The following is an 18990-nucleotide window of genomic DNA, read 5'->3' as shown; positions in this document are numbered from 1 at the left end:
GGCGGCCAGCCCGCGGCGCATCGCGCCCGCCGTGTATCATGCGCGCCCTGCGTGCTCAAACGTGAATCAAAGAGAAGCCATGCCGTTCAGCATCCAGCAAAACCAGTTCAAAGGGCAGCCGGTCATCACCGTGCTGTCGGGCGACGGCGCACGTGCCGTCATCTCACTGCTCGGCGGCCAGGTGCTGTCATGGGCCCCGGCCAACGGACTCGACCAGCTCTATCTGTCGGAAACCGCCGTGCACGACGGCAAGACCAGCATTCGTGGCGGCGTGCCCGTGTGCTTTCCGCAGTTCTCCAAGCTCGGCAAGCTGCAGGCGCACGGTTTCGCGCGCAATTCGATGTGGACGCTGGCCGAGCAGCGCGGCGGTGACGATTTCGCGATCGCCACGCTGAAGCTCACCGACGACGAAACCACCCGCGCCATGTGGCCCGGCATGTTCGAAGCCGAGCTAACCGTCGCCATCGGCGGCGAGCGCATGGACATCGAGTTCGAAGTCACCAACACAGGGCATTCGCCGTTTGCCTTCACGGCGGCGCTGCATACTTACCTTGCCGTGCGCGAGGTCGAGAACATCCGCCTCGAGGGCCTGAACGGCTTCGAATACCGCGACGCCACCGACGACAACCGCATCAAGCGCGACAGCGGCGACGTGGTCATCGTCGAAAACGAAGTGAATCGCGTCTATCACGACGTCGACCGTGCCTTGCTGCTGCGCGACGGAAACCGCTCCATCGGCATCCATTGCGAAGGTTTCCCCGATGTGGTGGTGTGGAACCCTTGGGAAGAGAGCATCAAGCAGTTCGCCGATCTGCCGGCCAACGCCTTCCGCCACTTCATCTGCGTGGAAGCCGCCGCGGCGCGCAGCAAGATCATGCTGGACGCCGACGAATCCTGGTTCGGCCGTCAGACGCTGGTGAAGCTGTAACGCACCTGACCACGTAGGTCGCGATGAGCGCAGCGAATTGCGACACCCACGCCCGTTACAACCGCTGTCGTCGCATTTTGCCTGCGGCTCAACGCGACCTACATTTTCCGATCACACCTATATGCTTCCCTCCATCGAACATCGCATCGCCAGCGAACTCGGCGTCGAGCCGCGTCAGGTCATTGCCACGGTGAAACTCATCGACGAAGGCGCGACCGTGCCCTTCATTGCGCGCTACCGTAAGGAAGTCACCGGAGGCCTAGACGACACGCAGCTGCGCCAGCTCGAAGAGCGTCTGGGCTATCTGCGCGAGCTGGAAGACCGCCGCGCCACCGTGCTGGCTTCCATCGAAGAGCAAGGCAAGCTCGATGCGCCGCTGCGCGCCGAGATCGAAGCCGCCGAAACGAAGCAACGCCTCGAAGACCTGTACCTGCCGTACAAGCCCAAGCGCCGCACCAAGGCTCAGATTGCGCGTGAAGCCGGCATCGAGCCTTTGGCCGAGCTGCTGCTGAACGAGCCTCAGCGCGTGCCGGAAGACGAAGCCGCCGCCTACCTCAACCCGGAAGCCGGCTTCGAGGATGCCAAGAGCGTGCTCGACGGCGCGCGCCAGATTCTGGTCGAGCGCTTCGGCGAAGACGCCACGCTGCTCACCGAGCTGCGCGACTTCCTCAACGACCACGCCGATGTGGTGGCCCGCGTGGTCGAGGGCAAGGAGAACGAAGGCGCCAAGTTCCGTGACTGGTTCGATCACCGCGAGCCGCTCGACAAGATGCCCTCTCACCGCGCGCTGGCGCTGCTGCGTGGCCGCAACGAGGGCGTGCTGCGCGTGTCGCTCGACGTGCCGCACGAAGAAGGCGCGCCGCATCCCTGCGAGGGGCGCATCGCCGCACGCTTCGACGTGCGCAACCAGGGCCGCGCAGCCGACCGCTGGCTGGCCGACACGGTGCGCTGGGCGTGGAGCGTGAAAGTGTCGCTGCACCTCGAGCTCGAGCTCGTCAGCGCCCTGCGCGAACGCAGCGAAGAGGAAGCCATTCGCGTTTTCGCCCGCAACCTGAAGGATCTGCTGCTCGCCGCGCCCGCCGGCAGCCGCCCCACCATGGGCTTGGACCCCGGCATCCGCACCGGCGTGAAAGTGGCCGTGGTGGACGCCACCGGCAAGGTGGTGGCCACCGACACGGTCTATCCCTTCGAGCCGCGCCGCCACCGCGAGCCGGCCATTGCGGCCCTCACCGCGCTGATCAAGGCGCACGGTGTGGAGCTGATCGCCATCGGCAACGGCACGGCCTCGCGCGAAACCGACCAACTCGTGGCCGAGCTGATGCAGCGTCAGCCCGAGCTGGCCGTCACGCGCATCATGGTGTCCGAGGCCGGCGCATCGGTGTATTCAGCCTCCGAGCTGGCCGCACGGGAATTCCCCGACCTTGACGTGTCGCTGCGCGGCGCGGTGTCGATTGCCCGCCGTCTGCAAGACCCGCTGGCGGAACTGGTCAAGATCGACCCCAAATCCATCGGCGTGGGCCAGTACCAGCACGACGTGAACCAGAGCCGCCTGGCCAAGATGCTCGACGCGGTGGTGGAAGACTGCGTGAACGCGGTCGGCGTCGATCTCAACACCGCCTCGGCGGCCTTGCTGGCGCGCATCTCGGGCCTCAACCCGGCGCTCGCCGAAAACCTTGTGGCGCACCGCAACGCCAACGGCCCGTTCCGTTCGCGCAAGGCACTGCTCGACGTGCCGCGCCTCGGCCCCAAGACCTTCGAACAGGCAGCAGGCTTCCTGCGCATCCGCGAGGGCGACGACCCGCTCGACGCCTCGGCCGTGCACCCGGAAGCCTATCCGGTGGTCGAACGCATTCTTGCCCGCGTGCAGGCGAGCGTGCGCGAGGTGATGGGCAACACACAGCGCCTGCGCGAGCTCAAACCCGCCGAATTCATCGACGAGCGTTTCGGCGAGCCGACGGTGCGCGACATCCTCGCCGAACTCGAAAAGCCCGGCCGCGACCCGCGCCCCGAATTCCGCACCGCCAAATTCCGTGACGGCATCGAGAAGGTGTCCGACCTGGAGCCCGGCATGCTGCTCGAAGGCGTGGTCACCAACGTCACCAACTTCGGCGCCTTCGTGGACGTCGGCGTGCATCAGGACGGACTGGTGCACGTCTCGATGCTGTCCGAGCGTTTCGTGCGCGACCCGCACAGCGTGGTCAAGGCCGGCGACGTGGTGAAGGTCAAAGTGCTGGAAGTCGACCTCGAGCGCAAGCGCATCGCGCTGACAATGAAGCTGTCCGAAGCGCCCGCCCCGGCAGCGCCCGCCAACCGCAGCGAGCGCACAGAGCGCCGGCCGCAGAGAAACGACGCCCAGAGCAAATCTGCTGCGCAAGCGCGCCCGGAGGCACGTCGCGGCAACGACTCGCGCCGCAACGAGCGCAAGCCCGAAGGCGCCATGGCCGATGCGCTGGCTCGCGCATTGCGCAGCAACAAGTAAAATCAGCGGCCAACACAAGGAAAATGCGATGACGGTCCGCATCTACGGCATCAAGAACTGCGACACCATGAAGAAGGCTTTTGCCTGGCTCGACGAGGCCGGCATCGCCTATGAGTTCCACGATTACAAGAAAGTCGGCATCGATGCCGCCACGCTGGCTGACTGGTGCGCCCGCACTGACGGCTGGCAGGCGCTGGTGAACACGCGCGGCACCACTTGGCGCAAGCTCACGCCCAAGCAGCAATCGGTGGCCGACGAAGCCGGCGCCATCGCACTGATGAGCGAGCACACCAGCGTGATTCGCCGCCCGGTGCTCGACACCGGCGACGGCGAGTTGCTGATCGGCTTCGACCCGCTGCGCTACGACGCGGCGCTGTCCGGCAACGGAGGCTGAACATGCGCTCGAATGACTCTTGGGTGCGCCGTTTTTTGCTGGAAAAGCTCGACATCCGTGGCGCCGTGGTCCGTCTGGACGACGTCTGGCAAGCCTTGCAACACGGACGCGATTACCCGCCGGCCGTCGCGCGCATTCTCGGCGAGATGGCGGCCGTGTCGGTGATCGTCGCCGGCAATCTGAAGCAGCCCGGCCGCCTCACCTTCCAGATCCACGGCGATGCCGCGCTGCGCCTGCTGGTGGTGGATTGCCCGGAAACGCTCAATCTGCGTGCGATGGCCAAGGTGGACGACGACGCGCAAGGCCAGGACTTGGGCGAGCTCATCGGCAACGGCCGCATGCAGCTCTCACTCGACATGCCCGGCCTGAGCGAGCCGTATCGCAGCCTCGTGCCGCTGGAAGGCGCCGACATCGCTGAGGTGTTCGAGCACTACCTGACGCAATCCGAACAACAGCCCGCCACGCTGTGGCTGATGTGCGACGGCAGGGTTGCAGCCGGATTGTTCCTGCAGAAGCTGCCGGACGCCGACAAACGCGACGCCGATGGCTGGGACCGCGTGAATCATCTCGCCTCCACCGTCAAACCCGACGAGCTGCTCGAGCTCGACGCCGAAGAACTGCTGGGCCGCCTGTTCGCCGAAGAGGAAGTGCGCGTGTTCGAACCGCGCCCGGTCATGCACGACTGGCCGCGTGACCCGGCCAAGGTGGATGACATGCTGCGCGGTCTGGGCCGTGACGAGTTGGATGCCATTCTCGAAGAGCACGGCGAAGTCGTGGTGCATGACGATCTGGTGAATCACACCTACCGCTACGACGCCGCAGCGGTCGAGGCCTTGTTCGACGGCGACGAACAACCGCCGACGCTGCACTGAAACACGCAAAACTCCGCTGAAATCGGGGCCTGCTTGCCCGATTTCCCCCCGCTCATTAGACTCGCAAGCTTTTACGCGCCCCGCTTCCCATGACCAAAACATCCTCCCCTCGCCGCACCATCGAATTCCGCAATGCATCGATCGGGGCGACGGTGGCGGTGTTGCGTGAAACGCGCCCGGATCTGCTCGCCGACGAATTGCACAAGATGCTCGGCGGCCGCCCCGACTTCTTCTCCGGCGAAGCGGCCATCCTGGACTTTTCCGACCTCGCCAATGCGCCCGATCGCATCGACTGGTCGGGCCTGATGAGCCTGTTCCGCCGCTTTCAGCTCCAGCCCATCGGCGTGTGCCATCTTCCCGAAGAACACGCCGCTGCCGCCCGCCAGGTCGGCCTGGCCATGCTCGACGGTGCTTTGAACAATCAGCCCGCGGCCCCGCAACGGGCGGCCCGGCCGGAGCCGGCCCCGCGCCCTCAGCCCGCTCCGGCACCGGCACCGGCCGCCAAACCGGCTGCTGCCGCCAACACGATGTTCATCGACCGCCCGGTGCGCTCGGGTCAGCAGGTGTATGCGCGCGGTGCCGACCTGGTCTTGCTGGCCGGCATGAGCAATGGCGCAGAGGTCATCGCGGACGGCAGCATTCACTGTTACGGACCCTTACGTGGCCGGGCACTTGCCGGCGCCCAAGGCAACGACCGTGCGCGTATCATGGCAACCAATTTCGGCCCCGAGATCGTCTCGATTGCGGGCACCTACCGTACCTTCGATCAAGGCCTGCCGGCCGCGATAGCAGGCAAACCGGCGCTCGTTCGACTCTCCGGGGACAAGGGAAACACTTTGACTATCGAACCGCTGCAACTCGATTGATGCAGCCCGACCTCAGAAAGGAATCAACGTGACTCGAGTCGTCGTCGTAACGTCTGGCAAAGGTGGTGTGGGCAAAACCACCACCAGCGCCGCATTTGCCTCTGGCCTGGCCCTGCGCGGCTTCAAGACCGCAGTCATCGACTTCGACGTCGGCCTGCGCAACCTCGATCTGATCATGGGCTGCGAACGTCGCGTGGTGTATGACCTGGTGAACGTCATCAACGGCGAAGCCAAGCTCAACCAGGCGCTGATCAAGGACAAGAACTGCGAGAACCTGTTCATCCTCCCCGCCTCGCAGACGCGTGACAAGGACGCGCTGACCGACGAAGGGGTGGAAGCGGTGATCAAGGATCTCGAGCACATGGGCTTCGACTTCGTGGTGTGCGACTCGCCCGCCGGCATTGAGCGTGGCGCCGTGCTGGCGCTGACTTTCGCCGACGAGGCCATCGTCACCACCAACCCGGAAGTGTCGTCGGTACGTGACTCCGACCGCATCCTGGGCATTCTGCAGTCCAAGTCGCGCCGCGCCGCCGAAGGCAAGGAGCCGATCAAGGAGCACCTGCTGGTCACGCGCTACTCGCCCAAGCGCGTGGAAGATGGCGAAATGCTGTCGTACAAGGATGTACAGGAACTGCTGCGCGTGCCGCTGATCGGCGTGATCCCCGAGTCCGAATCCGTGCTGCACGCCTCCAACCAGGGCACGCCGGCCATTCACCTCAAAGGCACCGACGTGGCCGAGGCCTACACCGACGTGGTGGCCCGCTTCCTGGGTGAGGAGCGCCCGCTGCGCTTCGTCGATTACGTCAAGCCGGGCATCATGCAACGCCTGTTCGGAGGCAAGTGACATGTCCTTCCTGGCCAAACTTTTCGGCGAGAAAAAGAAAACCGCCTCGATCGCCAAGAACCGTCTGTCGGTGCTGATCGCGCACGAGCGCAGCGGCGGCGCCGGCGTTGCGCCGGACTTTCTGCCGACGCTTCAGCGCGAGCTGCTTGAAGTGATTTCCAAGTACGTGTCGGTGAACCTCGATGACATCAAGGTTCACCTCGACAAGCAGGACAACTGCGACGTGCTCGAAGTAAACATCGTCCTGCCTGAACAGAAGTCGTCCTGACGTTCTGACCGCTGCCGCCGTCAGCGCTCGATGCGGAAACGCGCAACGAGCTGCTGCACGGCGGCTGTCGATTCGGCAAGACGTTTCATGCCCGATTCGGCCCCTGCCATGTGATCCACCACCTGTTCAGAGATATCGCGGATCTCCGCGACATGTTCGTGCACATCGGCATTTGTGGTCGAGAGTTGTCCGATGGCCACCGCAATGCGGTCGAGCTCGGCCCCGGTCTCGGCAAAGTCATCGACCATCGCCGCGAATTGCTGCTCCGACTCGCCCACCACGGCCAGAATTTCTGCCACATCGGCACGAATCACCTCGTTGCCCTCGCGCGTCTCATTGACGCGGCCGATCATGTCACTGACGTTGCTCTCGATATCCACGGTGGCCATGTTCACACGCTCGGCGAGCTTGCGCACCTCATCCGCAACCACTGCAAAACCACGCCCTGCCTCCCCTGCTCGCGCCGCCTCGATGGCCGCATTGAGCGCCAGCAGGTTGGTCTGTTCGGCGATCTCCCGGATCAAAGAGGCGATTTTCCGCACGCTTCCGGAGCGGGTGCTGAGTTCATCCACCAGGCGGTTGAAGCCCCCCACTTTCTCGCTGGTGGTGCCCACGCGGCGTGCGATGTCACGCATGCCGCCCAGCGCCTCGCGCGCCGCGGCAAGGTTGCTCTGCGTGGACGCGGAAATCTGACCGGCTCCGGCCGACACGCTGGCAATGGCATCGCGTGCCTCTCCGCTCGAAACGAACACCGCACTGGTGGCTGTTTGCTGCCGACCGGCATCGCCGGATGAAGTGGCAACACGGGCGCGTACGTCGTCTGTCTCGGCGACGATGGTGGTGCTCATCGAACGTACCTCGCCGATGAGCTTGCGCATCTTGGCGGCGAAACCGTTGTAGCTCTGCGCGAGTTCGCGCAGCTCGTCATGCGTCTCGAGCGGCAGCTCGCGCGAGAAATCAGCGTCCCCGCGTGCAATCTCGTCGAATATCCGCGTGATGTGGCGCACCGGGCGCACGATGAGATGTCGCAGATACAGAATCTGTCCGACATTCATCGCCAGCGCCAGTACGGTCAGCGCCAGCATGATCATCCAGCCACCGTCGAGCACCGCCGAGATGTCGGCCAGCACTTCGGCCGACAGGCCACCGTCCGTCGCATGCTGGTTCACGCGGTCGCGGATGCCGATGTAGACCCCGAGGTACGCCAGATTGATCAGGAACAGAAAGAGGAAACTGCAGAGCTTCTTGCTCAGTGAATTCCAGAACGCTTTCTCTACGCTTTCGTACAGCTGCAGCAATGTGGCCATCGACCCTCCGAAGCACGCCCCGACACATTCGGGCGCCTGCATGATCTACGGCATCCGGCCACCGGAACTTGATCAAGATCAGAACTTCTTAGCGGATTTTTTGCTGCCATTTGCCGCCCCGCGTCTCGCCATGCGAAAATCCGCGGTCTTTCGGCCCGTGCCGAACCACTTTTGCAAGCAGCCAACATGACCGATCAGACCGCCCCGCAGCAGGACGAAAACCACATCATCGCCGAGCGCCGCGAAAAGCTCGCCGCGTGGCGCCAGTCCGGTCGCGCCTTCCCGAACGACTTCTCGCGCGAGAACCTCGCATCCAAGCTCGACGAAGCCTACGGCGAGAAGGAGGCTGCAGAGCTGGAGGCGACGCCGATCGAGGTCAAGGTGGCTGGCCGCATCATGCTCAAGCGCGTCATGGGCAAGGCCAGCTTCATCACCATCCAGGACGTTTCCGGCCGCATCCAATGCTACGTTGCGCGTGACGCCGTGGGCGAAGATCTGTACGCCGACTTCCGCCACTGGGACATCGGCGACATCGTCGGTGTGGTGGGCACGCTGTTCAAGACGCGTACCGGTGAGCTCACCGTGAACTGCTCCGAAATCCGCCTGCTTACCAAGAGCATTCGCCCGCTGCCGGACAAGTTCCACGGGCTGTCCGACGTGGAGCAGAAATACCGTCAGCGCTACGTGGATCTGATCATGAGCGAGCAGACGCGCTTCACCTTCGTGGCACGCAGCCGCATGGTGCAGTCGATCCGCAACTACATGACGAACCACAACTTCCTCGAAGTCGAAACGCCGATGATGCACCCCATCCCCGGCGGTGCGGCGGCAAAGCCTTTCGTCACGCATCACAACGCGCTCGACATGGAAATGTTCCTGCGCATCGCGCCCGAGCTGTATCTGAAGCGCCTGGTGGTGGGCGGCTTCGAGCGTGTGTTCGAGATCAACCGCAACTTCCGCAACGAAGGCCTCTCGCCGCGCCACAACCCTGAATTCACCATGATGGAGTTCTACGAGGCGTACGCGAATTACCGCACGCTGATGGACTTCACCGAAGGCCTGATCCGTCATTCCGCACGCGAAGCGCTGGGTACCGAGACCTTCGTCTATCAGGGCAAGGAACTCGACCTGTCGCGCCCCTTCGCACGTCTGACCATCGTCGAGGCTATCCACAAGTACAACCCCGGCTTTACCGATGCGCAGTTGAACGACGCCGCCTGGCTGCGCGCGAAACTCGGCGAGTACAAGGTCGAGCCGCATGCCCACGCCGGCCTCGGCGCGTTGCAGCTTGCGCTGTTCGAAGAATGCGCCGAAGCGCAGCTGTGGGAGCCCACCTTCATCATCGACTACCCGGCCGAAGTCTCGCCGCTGGCACGCCGCAACGATGCCAACCCCGAGATCACCGAGCGCTTCGAGCTGTTCATCGTCGGCCGCGAGATCGCCAACGGCTTCTCCGAGCTGAACGACGCCGAAGACCAGGCCGCACGCTTCCTCGAGCAGGTCAAGGCCAAGGAAGCCGGTGACGAAGAAGCCATGTACTTCGATGCCGACTTCGTGCGCGCACTTGAGTACGGCCTGCCCCCGACGGCCGGCTGCGGCATCGGCATCGACCGTCTGGTGATGCTGCTGACCGACTCCGCGTCGATCCGCGATGTCATCCTGTTCCCGCAGATGCGGCCACAGGCCGACTGAACCCGGGGCTGGCCTGAGGGGCGTGCCCACCTTTGCGCTTTTGGCCGTGCCGGCTGCGCAAACAAGCACACGCCCTCGGGTCGCTTTCGTCCGACATGCCCAGCCTCACGCCTGCCCGCCTCGTCCTGCGTGACGACGGCACGCCATGGTCCGAGACCTACCAGGACATCTACCACTCCAACTGCGGCGGGCTGGAGCAGGCCCGCACGGTTTTCGTGGCCGGCAACGAATTGCCGGGGCGCTGGCAGGGTCGTGACACGTTCACGATCGTCGAGACCGGCTTCGGTCTCGGTCTGAATTTTCTTGCCACCTGGGCCGCCTGGCGCGCCGACCCGGCGCGCTGCGAGCGCCTGCACTTCGTGTCAGCCGAGCTTCACCCCTTTTCGCGCGAAGACCTCACCCAGGCACATGCTGCGCATAAAGACCTTGCAGCGCTGTCGGGCGAACTGCTCGCACTCTGGCCTGCGCTTGTGCCGGGCTTTCATCGCCTGCACCTGGACGGCGGGCGTGTCACGCTGACGCTGCTGTTCGGCGATGCGGGCGAGCTGCTGTCGCAGCTCGATGCGCGAGCAGACGCTTTCTACCTCGACGGCTTCTCGGCGGCACAAAACCCGGAGATGTGGTCCGACGAACTGCTCGGCACCCTCGCCCGCCTTGCAGCGCCCGGCGCCACGCTGGCCACCTGGTCTGCACGCGGTGCGTTGCGGCGTGCCCTGATCGAAAACGGCTTCGACTGCGTTCGACGACGAGGCTTCGCGGCCAAGAGCCAGATGCTGTTCGGGCGATTCAGCGCAGGAGAGGCCGTAACTGCGCCGCAGCGGCACGCGCTGGTAATCGGTGCGGGCTTGGCTGGCAGCACCATTGCCAACCGCCTGTGCGAGCGCGGATGGCGCATCACGCTGATCGATGCTGCGGACGGCCCCGCACAAGGCGCCTCCGGCAACCATGCGGGTGTACTGCGCGCATTGCCCAGCCGCGACGACAACCGCATGAGCCGCATCACCCGCGCCGCCGCCCTGTATGGCTTGCGCCACCTGGAACGGCTTTCGGCACAGGGTCTCGCGGTACGCTGGGACGCCTGCGGCGTGCTGCATTTGGCTCGCGACGAAAAGCAGCAGAGCAAGCAACGCGAAGTAGTCGCTGCGCTGCAAGCCCCGCCCGAGATATTGTGCTTCGTCGAACGTGACGAAGCCTCACGCATCGCGAAGTGGCCGCTGGCCATCGGAGGCTGGTGGTTTCCCGATGGCGCCTGGGTCAGCCCGCCCAGCCTGTGCGAAGCCAACCTGGACGCCTCGCCCGAACGGCTCGAAACGCACTACGGGCGCGCAGTCTGGGCGCTGGAGGACTCCGGCAGCGAATGGATCGCCCGTGACGCCGAGGGCGACGAGATTGCCCGAGCACCCGTGGCGATTCTCGCCAACGGTGCAGCAATCACGCATATCGCGCAGGCTTCTGCGCTCCCCGTCGTATCGGCACGCGGTCAGGTCAGCCTGCTCAAGGCAGCGCCTGGCTCAGTGCCGGATGTGATGGTGTGTCGCGGCGGCTACGTCAGCCCGTCGATAGACGGCTTGCGTTCCGCTGGGGCGACCTTCTCGGTGGATGACGAAGAGTGCGAACTGCGCGAGACCGATCACGCCGAAAATCTTGGCAAGCTGGCTGCCATGCTCCCCGGCTTTTCCGCTGAAGTGGTCGGTGGGCGGGTCGGGTTTCGCCCCGCCTCGCCGGATCGACTGCCCATCGTCGGCGCCATTCCCGACGCCTCGCGGCCGCATGGCGGCACCCTCGCGACGGTGCCACGCCATCGTGACTTGTACGCGGTATCCGGGTTTGGTGCGCGCGGGCTGGTGTGGTCGGCGCTGGTGGCCGAAATGCTCGCAAGCCAGCTTGAACACGAACCCCTGCCACTTGAGCGCGAACTGGTCGATGCCATGGACCCAGCGCGCTACGTCTTGCGCCCGCCCGGCACGCCACGCTCGGCCGAAGAATAAGAGCACGTCGGCAGCGCCGGTGAATGGCGCCCCGCCTTGCCGGCGGCACGCGCCTCAGTCAGCATCCGGCGCCGTTAGCGGCGCGGAGCTCGCACTACAGCCTTCAAGCGGTCAAACGGTGATTACCGTCAGAGATAGCGACGCAGACGCGCAAGCGTGCGCTCGCGACCGAGCACCACCAGTACTGCGTCGATGGCCGGCGTCTGCGGCACGCCGAGCGTGGCTACACGCAAGGGAATCGCCACCTGCGGCATCTTCAGGCCATGCTCGCCCATGGTGTCCTTGATGGCAGCCGATAGCGCTTCGGCGCTCCAGTCGGCCGCCTCGAAGCGTTGCGCGAGGCTTGCCAGAGCAGCGCGCGCGGTGTCCGTAAGATGCTTTTCCAGCACATCGGCTGCCGGATGCACCTCGATGCAGTACAACTCGGCCGCGTCGGCCAGCTCGTTCAATGTGGCGGCGCGCTCGCGATACAAGGCAACCACTTCTTCGAGCTTGGGACCAGCTTCCGGATCGACGCCCCGACGGGCTAAGCGCGCTGCCACTTCACCCGCGAGATAGCCGACGTCTGCCTGCTTGATGTAGTGCGCGTTAAGCCAATTGAGTTTTTCGGTATTGAACTGAGCCGCCGAAGGCGTGATGTGATCCAGGTCGAACCACTCGACGAACTGCTCGCGCGAGAAGATTTCATCGTCACCATGGCTCCAGCCCAGACGCGCGAGGTAGTTGATGACGGCCTCCGGCAGGTAGCCATCGGCGTCGTACTGCATCACGCTGACCGCGCCGTGACGCTTCGACAGCTTGGTGCCGTCGTCACCCAGAATCATCGACAGGTGCGCGTACTGCGGCACCTCGGCGCCCAGCGCCTTGAGGATGTTGATCTGGCGCGGCGTGTTGTTGACGTGGTCATCGCCACGGATCACCTGGGTGATACGCATGTCGAGGTCGTCCACCACCACGCAGAAGTTGTAGGTCGGTGTGCCATCGCCACGCGCGATGATGAGGTCGTCGAGCTCCTCGTTGGCGAACTCTATGCGCCCTTTCACCAGATCGTCCCATGCCACCACGCCCTCGCGCGGGTTACGGAAGCGCACGACGGGCTTCACGCCTTCCGGCGGCGGCGGCAGCGCTTTGCCCTCTTCCGGGCGCCAGCGGCCGTCATAGCGCGGTTTCTCGCCACGCTCACGCTGCGCTTCGCGCAGGGCGTCCAGCTCGGCCGGCGTGGTGTAGCAGTAATACGCCGTGCCGGCCTCCAGCATTTCGCTGATGACCTGCTTGTAGCGGTCGAAACGCTTGGTCTGATAGAACGGCCCTTCGTCGGCATCAAGCCCCAGCCAGCGCATACCATCCAGAATGGCCTGGACTGCTTCAGGCGTGGAACGCTCGAGGTCGGTGTCCTCGATGCGCAGCACGAACTGGCCACCATGACGCCGCGCATACGCCCAGCAGAACAGCGCAGTGCGTGCACCGCCGATGTGCAGAAAACCGGTGGGGCTGGGGGCGAAACGGGTACGTACGGCAGACATCGGACTGGCTCCAGACTTGCGCGATCGGGTTCCGGAAAACAAAAAACCCCGTGCCGATGCGCGGGGTTTCCTGTTGGTGGGCGGTACTGGGATCGAACCAGTGACCCCTGCCGTGTGAAGGCAGTGCTCTACCGCTGAGCTAACCGCCCCGGAAGAAGAAGCGGAATTCTATGTGCGAGCGAAGGCCACGTCAACACATCGCGCGATGGGAACCGGATAGGGCGCCCATCATCAAAAGCCGATGCGAAAAAAATCAGAACTCCCGACTAAATTCTGCCTGCATTGCGGCCTCTCCTTTACGTGGCGTCGAAAGTGGGCGCGCGATTGGGACGAAGTACGTTATTGCTCGGAACGCTGTCGCCGCTCGGCAAGGGCAGCCCGATGAAAACCCTGCGACTCGTGCTCGGCGACCAGTTGAATCCGCAGCACTCATGGTTTGCACCAACGGATGAATCCACAACCTACGTTCTCATGGAGGTGCGACAGGAGACCGACTACGTTCTCCATCACGCCCAGAAGATTCTCGCGATCTTTGCGGCCATGCGGCGCTTCGCAGAGTCGCTGCGTTCGGCCGGGCATCGCGTTGAGTACCTGAGCATCGACGCCGAACACAATCGGCATGACATCCCCGCCAACATTGCATGGCTGCTTGAACGAACCGGCGCCACCTGCTTCGAATGGCAGCAGCCCGACGAATGGCGCCTGGAAGATCAGCTCACGCGCTTCGGAGCCAGCTTGCACGAACGAGGCGTGCAGGTTCGGCGAGTGGACTCGGAGCACTTCCTCACGACGCGCAGCGAAGCAGCCAGGCTTTTCGGCGATCGTGGGCAATGGCTGATGGAGCATTTCTACCGGCAAATGCGCCGCACGCACCGCGTCCTGATGGATGGCGACCAGCCATCCGGCGGCCGCTGGAATTTCGATGTCGAGAATCGCAAGCCGTGGCGCGGCACACCCCCTGAACCCGAAGACAGGCGGCCGAGCCATGATCACCGGGCGCTGTGGTCGTCCATCCAGGCCGCAGGCGTGCGCAGCTTCGGCCAGTCCTGTGCAGAAGCGCTTCGCTGGCCAATCGACCGCTCGGAGGCGCTGGAACAACTCGAACACTTCGTACGTGACGGCCTGCCCCACTTCGGCAATCATCAGGACGCGATGCATACCTCGGCCAATCGGCTGTTTCACTCGTTGCTGTCATTCGCGCTGAACGTCAAGATGCTCCACCCGCGTGAGGTCATCCTCCGCGCCGAAGCGCAATGGCGTGCCGGGCGGGCCCCGCTGGCAGCCGTCGAGGGCTTCATCCGGCAAATTCTGGGGTGGCGCGAATACGTGCGCGGCGTGTACTGGGCGCGTATGCCGGGCTATGAATCCAACAATCACTTCGGGCACCAACGCCCTCTTCCGAAGTGGTTCTGGAGCGGGCGTACCCGCATGAACTGTCTTTCCCGCTCCATTGGACAATCTCTCGACACCGCCTATGCGCATCACATTCAGCGCCTGATGGTCATCGGCAATTTCGCACTGCTGGCCGGGCTGGCTCCCAAGGCCGTACACGGCTGGTACCTCGGGGTGTATGTCGACGCCTTCGAATGGGTCGAGCTCCCGAACACGCTCGGCATGAGCCAGTACGCGGATGGCGGGCTGCTCGCAACCAAGCCTTACGTCTCGAGCGGTGCCTACATTCATCGGATGAGCGACTATTGCAAAGGCTGCTCGTATGATCAGAAGCGCCGCACCGGGCCGGGCGCATGCCCCTACAACGCGCTGTACTGGGATTTCTTCGAACGCAATGCCGACAAACTTTCCGGCAACCATCGGCTCAGCATGGTGTATCGACAACTCGGGCGTTTTTCCGCCGAAGAGCGCGACAGCCTGCACCAGTACGCCGAGCACCTTCTAGCCAATCTGGAGAATATTTGATGATCACCCGCTTCGCCCTGATTCTGCTCCTCATCGGCAGCGCTCACGCAGCCCCGCCACAGCCAATCGAACACCTCGACCTGGAGCGCTATCTGGGGCAGTGGTACGAATTGGCAAAGTACCCCAACCGTTTCCAGAAACAATGCGTCGCTGACACGACGGCCAAATACGCCATGAGGGAAGATGGCCGAGTGCAGGTAGTCAATCGCTGCCGCACAGGCGATGGAAGTTTCGACACCGCCGTCGGAGTAGGACGGTTGGTGGGGGAAAAGGGGTCGCCGATTCTCGAGGTTCGCTTCGCACCGGCATGGCTGTCCTGGGTGCCACTGGTGTGGGGCGATTACTGGGTGATCGATCTGGATGCGGACTACACGCTGGCCGCGGTCAGCGAGCCGTCGCGCGAATATCTGTGGATACTGTCGCGCACCCCCGAAGTCGATCCTGAGCGGCTCAAGGCCTTGATTGCGCGGCTTGAAGCGCAGGGGTTTGACGCGTCGCGCATTGAGCGCTCGACGCACGGCACCCCTTGAGGCCTGGTTCAGGCGCGGGTATTGACGATGGTGCCGACGCTGCCGTCCGTGGCCGGCACATCGGGCAGAGCCTGCAACAGCAATGCGGCGTTCTGCTGCTGCATGTCGAGCGCCTTGCGAAGCATCAGCACCGAGGCATCGGCCTGAACTTTGAGTTGGGCGTTGGCCGAGGCGTACGCCGCGATGGATGAAACGTCCATTTGCACCGCCGAAAAGATGGAAGACAACTTCCCTAACGGCAGCCGACGAAAAAACTTTAGCCCGAAATGAACAAAGCCCGGGATGAACCCGGGCTTTGTGGAGTACTGGTGGGTGCTGACGGGGTCGAACCGCCGACATTCGCCTTGTAAGGGCGACGCTCTACCAACTGAGCTAAGCACCCGCTGCTGACCGTAACCGGACGGTTACAGCGGCAAGGGGCGCTACTTTACTGCATCCTTGAGCCCTTTACCAGCACGGAATTTCGGAATCCTTGCAGCCTTGATCTTGATGCTCTTTCCGGTTCGGGGGTTGCGGCCATTTCGTGCGGCACGCTCACCGACGTAAAACGTGCCAAACCCTACGAGTGTCACGGTGTCGTTCTTCTTGAGCGCCTTGCGCACGGCCTCGATGGTTGCATCGAGCGCCCTGCCAGCCGCTGCCTTGGAAAGATCTGCACTTGAAGCGATTGCGTCGACCAGTTCGGACTTATTCACTTAGAACCCCCTCTTGGCGTTGAACATCACTTGCTGCGATATTGAACGATCCCGCCATGCACGGTCCCGCCGTGATTGTATGTATGCGGGCTGTCTCCTCGGTGCTGCATGGTTTTTATAGCGTGGCGAATTCTGGCGTGTCAACAAGCAATGCCGCGCTCAAGGCGCGGCATTGCTTGATTTCAACAGCAAATTGTCTTCAGGTCAGTGCGCACGCAGGCCGGCTGCGCCTGCATCACCTTCGGCCCCTTTACCCGCCACCGGGGTAGCTTCCGCCTCGGAGAGTGGCTCTGGCTGGCGCTCCAGCGCATGTTCCATCACCGCATCGAACCAACGCACCGGCACGATTTCTATCGTGTTCTTGATGTTCTCGGGGATGTCCGCGAGGTCTTTCACGTTCTCCTCCGGGATCAGGGCCTTGGTGATGCCACCGCGCACCGCGGCCAGCAGCTTTTCTTTCAAGCCACCGATCGGCAACACCTCTCCACGCAGCGTGATCTCGCCGGTCATGGCGACGTCCGAGCGCACGGGAATACCCGTCAAGGACGAAACCAGCGCCGTCGTGATGGCAGCACCGGCAGAGGGGCCATCCTTGGGCGTGGCACCTTCCGGGAAGTGGATGTGGATATCGCTCTTCTCGAATACCTCATCCTTGATCCCGAGCTTGCGGGCACGGCTGCGCACGACCGAGCGCGCGGCCTCGACGGATTCCTTCATCACGTCGCCGATCGACCCCGTGCGCTGGATGAGCCCCTTGCCGGGCATCACGGCCGACTCGATGGTCAGCAGCTCACCACCGACTTCGGTCCAGGCCAGACCCGTTACCTGACCGATCTGGTTCTCTTTTTCTGCGATCCCGAAAGAGTACTGGCGCACGCCGAGGTACTTGTCGAGATTGGCGGCAGTCACTTCGATCCGCTCGGCGCTCTTCGAGAGCACCAGGGCCTTCACGACCTTGCGGCAGACTTTCGAGATTTCGCGTTCGAGGCTGCGGACCCCGGCCTCACGCGTGTAATAACGGCAGATGTCACGCACCGCATCTTCGGCAATCAACACCTCTCCCGACTTCAGGCCGTTGTTCTTCATCTGCTTGGGCACGAGATAACGCATCGCGATGTTCGTCTTCTCGTCTTCGGTGTAGCCGGACAGACGAATGACTTCCATGCGATCAAGCAGTGGCGCCGGGATGTTCAGCGTGTTCGCAGTGGCCACGAACATCACGTCGGAAAGGTCGTAATCGACTTCGATGTAGTGATCCTGGAAAGTGTGGTTCTGCTCGGGGTCAAGCACTTCAAGGAGCGCCGAACTCGGATCACCACGGAAGTCCTGCCCCAGCTTGTCGACTTCGTCGAGCAGGAACAGCGGGTTCTTCACGCCGACCTTGATCATGTTCTGCATGATCTTGCCCGGCATGGAGCCGATGTAGGTGCGGCGGTGGCCGCGGATTTCCGCCTCGTCCCGTACACCGCCCAGCGCCATGCGGATGAACTTGCGGTTGGTGGCCTTGGCAATCGACTGACCGAGCGAGGTCTTGCCGACACCCGGAGGACCGACGAGGCACAGGATCGGCGCCTTGACCTTGTCCACACGCTGCTGCACGGCAAGGTATTCGACGATGCGCTCTTTAACCTTCTCAAGGCCATAGTGATCCTGATCGAGCACCTTCTCGGCGTTCGACAGATCCTTGCTGACGCGCGACTTCTTCTTCCACGGCAGACCGACCAGGGTTTCGATGAAGTTGCGTACCACAGTGGCTTCGGCCGACATCGGTGACATCAGACGCAGCTTCTTGAATTCGCCTTCAGCCTTGGCAAGCGCTTCCTTGGGCATGCCGACGGAATGGATTTTCTTGTCCATTTCCTCGAGGTCGGCACCCTCCTCGCCTTCGCCAAGCTCCTTCTGGATGGCCTTGACCTGTTCGTTCAGGTAGTACTCGCGCTGGCTCTTCTCCATCTGGCGCTTCACGCGGCCACGGATGCGCTTTTCGACTTGCAGGATGTCGAGCTCGCTTTCGATCTGCGACAGCAGTTTCTCCAGACGTGCGTCGGTCTCGAAAATCTCCAGCACCTCCTGCTTCTGCTCGAGCTTGAGCGGCAGGTGGGCAGCGATGGTATCGGCAAGACGGCCGGCGTCTTCGATGCCGTTGAGCGAAGCCAGAATCTCGCCCGGAATCTTCTTGTTGAGCTTCACGTACTGGTCGAACTGGCCAATGATGGCCCGGCGCATGGCCTCGACTTCGTGATCACCCGCCTCGGCAACCAGCACCGGCGTGACACGCGCGACGAAGACCTCTTCCTGCTCTTCAACGGACAGCACATGGGCGCGATGAACGCCTTCGACCAACACCTTGATGGTGCCGTCAGGCAGCTTCAGCATCTGCAGCACATTGGCGACGCAGCCGACGTCGTACAGATCTTCGGCAGAGGGCTCATCCTTGGCGGCCGAACGCTGGGCAACCAGCAAAATGCTCTTGTCGGACTCCATCGCCTGCTCGAGCGCCTTGATGGACTTCGGGCGACCGACGAACAGCGGAATGACCATGTGCGGGAAAACAACCACGTCGCGCAGCGGGAGCAGCGGCAGGACGGTCTGTTCGGCGGATACTTCGGAGTGGCTAGCCATGTTTGATGACCTCTGGGGAGCGGTATGACCCATCTGGGGACGGGAGCCGGAAATTCAAGCGTATC

The 18990-nt window shown here is 63.4% G+C and carries 17 protein-coding genes and 2 tRNA genes; 12 read left to right on the top strand and 7 right to left on the bottom strand.

Features of this window, described 5'->3' with window-relative positions; translation table 11 throughout:
• Positions 1-79 precede the first annotated feature (79 nt).
• From AC6H0W_RS10195 to minE, 7 genes are all read left to right on the top strand, one after another.
• Positions 80-928 (top strand): D-hexose-6-phosphate mutarotase, encoded by an 849-nt coding sequence (locus AC6H0W_RS10195; protein WP_497577045.1) that lies wholly within the window; start codon positions 80-82, stop codon positions 926-928.
• A 121-nt stretch (positions 929-1049) separates the two neighbouring features.
• Positions 1050-3407 carry a Tex family protein gene (locus tag AC6H0W_RS10190; protein WP_497577044.1) on the top strand — a complete coding sequence of 786 codons (2358 nt, stop codon included), beginning with the start codon at positions 1050-1052 and terminating at the stop codon, positions 3405-3407.
• 28 nt (positions 3408-3435) lie between these two features.
• On the top strand, positions 3436-3801 hold the full coding sequence (locus AC6H0W_RS10185) for an ArsC family reductase (protein WP_497577043.1): 366 nt from the start codon (positions 3436-3438) through the stop codon (positions 3799-3801).
• A 2-nt stretch (positions 3802-3803) separates the two neighbouring features.
• On the top strand, positions 3804-4673 hold the full coding sequence (gene hslO, locus AC6H0W_RS10180) for an Hsp33 family molecular chaperone HslO (protein WP_497577042.1): 870 nt from the start codon (positions 3804-3806) through the stop codon (positions 4671-4673).
• 89 nt (positions 4674-4762) lie between these two features.
• Complete coding sequence (gene minC / locus AC6H0W_RS10175; protein WP_497577041.1) at positions 4763-5539, top strand: septum site-determining protein MinC; 777 nt, start codon at positions 4763-4765, stop codon at positions 5537-5539.
• A gap of 28 nt (positions 5540-5567) precedes the next feature.
• Positions 5568-6383, top strand: coding sequence for a septum site-determining protein MinD (gene minD / locus AC6H0W_RS10170; RefSeq protein ID WP_497577040.1), 816 nt, complete (start codon positions 5568-5570; stop codon positions 6381-6383).
• Between the two features lies 1 nt (position 6384).
• On the top strand, positions 6385-6651 hold the full coding sequence (minE, locus tag AC6H0W_RS10165) for a cell division topological specificity factor MinE (RefSeq protein ID WP_497577039.1): 267 nt from the start codon (positions 6385-6387) through the stop codon (positions 6649-6651).
• 20 nt (positions 6652-6671) lie between these two features.
• Here the strand turns inward: minE and AC6H0W_RS10160 are convergent, their stop codons facing one another.
• Entirely contained in the window at positions 6672-7958 is a 1287-nt protein-coding gene (locus AC6H0W_RS10160) for a methyl-accepting chemotaxis protein (RefSeq protein WP_497577038.1), read from the bottom strand.
• Positions 7959-8144: 186 nt separating this feature from the next.
• Between AC6H0W_RS10160 and lysS the strand changes: the two genes are divergently transcribed.
• Both lysS and mnmC read left to right on the top strand, forming a co-directional pair.
• Positions 8145-9650: a lysine--tRNA ligase gene (lysS, locus tag AC6H0W_RS10155; protein WP_497577037.1), complete on the top strand. Its 1506-nt coding sequence runs from the start codon at positions 8145-8147 to the stop codon at positions 9648-9650.
• A 95-nt stretch (positions 9651-9745) separates the two neighbouring features.
• On the top strand, positions 9746-11638 hold the full coding sequence (gene mnmC, locus AC6H0W_RS10150; protein WP_497577036.1) for a bifunctional tRNA (5-methylaminomethyl-2-thiouridine)(34)-methyltransferase MnmC2/FAD-dependent 5-carboxymethylaminomethyl-2-thiouridine(34) oxidoreductase MnmC1: 1893 nt from the start codon (positions 9746-9748) through the stop codon (positions 11636-11638).
• A gap of 128 nt (positions 11639-11766) precedes the next feature.
• Here the strand turns inward: mnmC and gltX are convergent, their stop codons facing one another.
• Complete coding sequence (gene gltX / locus AC6H0W_RS10145; RefSeq protein ID WP_497577035.1) at positions 11767-13161, bottom strand: glutamate--tRNA ligase; 1395 nt, start codon at positions 13159-13161, stop codon at positions 11767-11769.
• A 74-nt stretch (positions 13162-13235) separates the two neighbouring features.
• Positions 13236-13310: transfer RNA gene (locus tag AC6H0W_RS10140), tRNA-Val, on the bottom strand.
• 92 nt (positions 13311-13402) lie between these two features.
• Here AC6H0W_RS10140 and AC6H0W_RS10135 point away from each other — a divergent pair.
• From AC6H0W_RS10135 to AC6H0W_RS10125, 3 genes are read left to right on the top strand one after another with little or no spacing between them, the layout of a single operon-like run.
• Positions 13403-13546, top strand: a complete 144-nt coding sequence (locus AC6H0W_RS10135) for a DUF2256 domain-containing protein (protein ID WP_497577034.1) — start codon at positions 13403-13405, stop codon at positions 13544-13546.
• Positions 13543-15078 (top strand): cryptochrome/photolyase family protein, encoded by a 1536-nt coding sequence (locus AC6H0W_RS10130; protein WP_497577033.1) that lies wholly within the window; start codon positions 13543-13545, stop codon positions 15076-15078. Before AC6H0W_RS10135 ends, AC6H0W_RS10130 begins: the two co-directional genes overlap by 4 nt.
• On the top strand, positions 15078-15608 hold the full coding sequence (locus AC6H0W_RS10125; RefSeq protein WP_497577032.1) for a lipocalin family protein: 531 nt from the start codon (positions 15078-15080) through the stop codon (positions 15606-15608). Before AC6H0W_RS10130 ends, AC6H0W_RS10125 begins: the two co-directional genes overlap by 1 nt.
• A gap of 8 nt (positions 15609-15616) precedes the next feature.
• On the opposite strand, the gene AC6H0W_RS10120 is transcribed toward AC6H0W_RS10125, so the two are convergent.
• The 4 genes from AC6H0W_RS10120 to lon form a co-directional block, all read right to left on the bottom strand.
• Positions 15617-15808 (bottom strand): YjfB family protein, encoded by a 192-nt coding sequence (locus AC6H0W_RS10120; RefSeq protein WP_497577031.1) that lies wholly within the window; start codon positions 15806-15808, stop codon positions 15617-15619.
• 106 nt (positions 15809-15914) lie between these two features.
• Positions 15915-15990 (bottom strand) — tRNA-Val (locus AC6H0W_RS10115).
• Positions 15991-16030: 40 nt separating this feature from the next.
• Complete coding sequence (locus AC6H0W_RS10110) at positions 16031-16303, bottom strand: HU family DNA-binding protein (protein WP_497577030.1); 273 nt, start codon at positions 16301-16303, stop codon at positions 16031-16033.
• Between the two features lie 204 nt (positions 16304-16507).
• Positions 16508-18925 (bottom strand): endopeptidase La, encoded by a 2418-nt coding sequence (gene lon, locus AC6H0W_RS10105; protein ID WP_497577029.1) that lies wholly within the window; start codon positions 18923-18925, stop codon positions 16508-16510.
• Between the last annotated feature and the right edge of the window lie 65 nt (positions 18926-18990).

It is taken from the genome of Pseudazoarcus sp. NS20 (genome assembly GCF_059703745.1).
The sequence above is the reverse complement of the archived record's forward strand: the minus strand, read 5'-3'. Positions and strand labels throughout refer to the sequence as shown.